At 48.4% G+C, this 2,523-nt stretch carries 2 protein-coding genes; both read right to left on the minus strand.

Features of this window, described 5'->3' with window-relative positions; genetic code table 11:
• Positions 1 to 1,507 (minus strand): TldD/PmbA family protein (locus H6F50_RS06425; protein ID WP_190427642.1); only part of this gene is annotated, 1,507 nt, incomplete at its 3' end.
• A gap of 79 nt (positions 1,508 to 1,586) precedes the next feature.
• Positions 1,587 to 2,273: an ROK family protein gene (locus H6F50_RS06430; RefSeq protein WP_190427645.1), complete on the minus strand. Its 687-nt coding sequence runs from the start codon at positions 2,271 to 2,273 to the stop codon at positions 1,587 to 1,589.
• Between the last annotated feature and the right edge of the window lie 250 nt (positions 2,274 to 2,523).

Genomic DNA, 2,523 nt, shown 5'->3' on the forward strand with positions numbered 1-2,523 from the left:
ACGAGGAACTGCCAATCTGAATATCGCGCACTCGCACGGGTACGCAGGCGTGAGTCATTTGGGCAATTTGGATCGGTTCGCCTTTACCGCAATTGTTAGCACCGCACTGCATCCATTCTGAGGCGGGACCAACTGCATCCACGCTATTCCAGAAGTCAGTTGTCATTGAATGGTAGGTAACATTTTTGAGCATCCCTACCACTTTCCCTTTCTCGACTTTCCAGAAAGCATCGCCGCCAAATTGGAAATTGCGGCGCTGTTGATCGATGGAGAAACTACCAATTCCGTCGATTAAAATCCCGTCTTCGGTGTCAGCAATCATCTCGGCTAAAGTGGCGGTGTGGCTGCCTCCCTCTGGCCCTGGTTCTAGCCCTAAGTTGGGAATGCGAACCATCGGCACGCTTGACCAACTATCAGCATAGGCGCAACCGTTACTGCTGGGGCGTCCGAGTCGATGGGCAGTTTCGCGGTCTGTTAGATAGTCTACTAAAGTACCATCCTTAACAACGTACCAATCTTGTGAGGCAACTCCTTCATCGTCGTAGCCTGTGGTACTGCGTCCTCCCGGCTGAGTGCGATCGCATTTAAAATTCACCCAAGGTGCGGCATATTGCAGTTTGCCTAATTTATCAGTTGTGGCAAAGCTAGTGCCTGCAAAGTTGGATTCGTAGCCGTACACGCGATCGAGTTCTGTAGGATGTCCGACTGATTCGTGAATGGTTAAAAATAAGTTAGTTGGCTTGAGAATTAAAGTCGAACGAATCCCCGAAGGACCGACCGGCGCGTGAACTTTCTCAATCGCTTCTTCCGCAACCCGATCGACTTGGCTAAGGATATCCGATCGATCGATATGCTCATACCCGATGTTCAAGGGTGGGCGTTCGTAGCTGCGGCTTTGAGCATCGCCATTGGCGATCGCTGTACAGCCAAATCCCGGATAGCTACGGTAGATTGTTTGGTGAATGAGAGAGCCTTCTGTAGAAGCGAAGGTTTTGTCTTCGCGGCTGAAGCTGAGGTAAGAATAGGCTTTTTTGATGCCGCGATCGCCATAATTCAACAACTGCTCGTTCACATTCAGCAGCAGTTCTGCCTTTTCAGCAATTGGCACCGTAAAGGGGTCAATCTGGATCGGAGTGATGTAAGTATCCCGGTGCGCTTCAACAGGAACTAACTGCACCCGCGTTAGTTGGGAAAGGCGACTGGCTTTGGCGATGTCTACCGCTAAAGCAACAATTCTGGCAACTTCTGCCGGAGTTTTGTTATGGCTGGCAGCGAAACCCCAAGCGCCATCTAGCAGCACCCGCACCCCAAAACCAGAATTGACATTGTCTGACAAATTGCTCAAAGAGCGATCGCGTGCATAAAGATTCTGCGTTCGGTAGGAGCAAAAGCGAACATCTCCGTACTCGCACCCAGCTTTCCGAATCAGGTCGATCGCGAGTTCGCTCAATTCAGTCGTATAGCCTGGGGTTTTAACCTCAGAAATGGGTGCAGGAGCTTGTACCATAGCGATCTCCAATTAAAAACTAAAAATGTAAAATTAAATGCAAAAAGACTCTTTTTTAATTTTACATTTCTAATTCATTCTAATCCCGCCATAAAGCAATTCCACCCAATAAACCTGTCACATTGGGCACGATTTTCGTGTTTGACGGTAACTCAAACGCGATTTTTTTTGCTTCGCCGCCGCCGATATAAAGAGAATCGTAATTAAACAAATGTTGAAGAGATGCGAGCGCTTTTTCTAGACGATTATTCCATTTTTCCTTACCGACTTTATCCAAAGCAGCACGCCCCATCTGCTCTTCATAGGTTTCCCCTTTGCGAAACGGATGATGACCCAGTTCCAGATTGGGTACCAGTATCCCGTCTACAAACAAGGCGGAACCAAAGCCGGTGCCAAGGGTAATGACCAACTCAACACCCTTGCCGGAAATTGCCCCCATTCCCTGAATATCGGCATCATTTGCCACCCGCACCGGCTTGCCCAAGCGATCGCTCAGCACGGTTGCCAGATCGAATCCAATCCACTCTGGAGTTAGATTAACCGCCGTTTTCGCCACCCCGTCGCGCACAACACCTGGAAAACCAACAGATACGCGGTCAAATTCACCTGCTGCGGCAGCAAGACTTGCGATCGCATCAATCACAGGCTCCGGTTTGGCTGGAGCTGGAGTCTCTACTCGACTACGTTCGGTTTGTGGCTCTCCAGCTTCGTCTAAGACGATTACCTTGATGCCACTGCCGCCAATGTCAACCGCTAGGGTACGCATACATCTATTCTCTCTATTTGATAATGAATTGATTGCGAATTTTAGATTGACAATTTACGACTCGTGAAAATGTTAAAACTAACCTTTTTACACCGCTAGATTGTAATCCAAAATCCAAAATTCTCTTACGCCTGTGAAGTTGGAGTCGAGGCAGCTACGGAATCGGTTCCAGTTGGAAAGAAAAATTTATTTGTCACCCACTTTGTCAAAATATGAGACAACAGTCCCATTGGCCCTGCAAATAAGCACA

Source organism: Coleofasciculus sp. FACHB-712, from assembly GCF_014695635.1.
Classification (GTDB): domain Bacteria; phylum Cyanobacteriota; class Cyanobacteriia; order Cyanobacteriales; family FACHB-T130; genus FACHB-T130.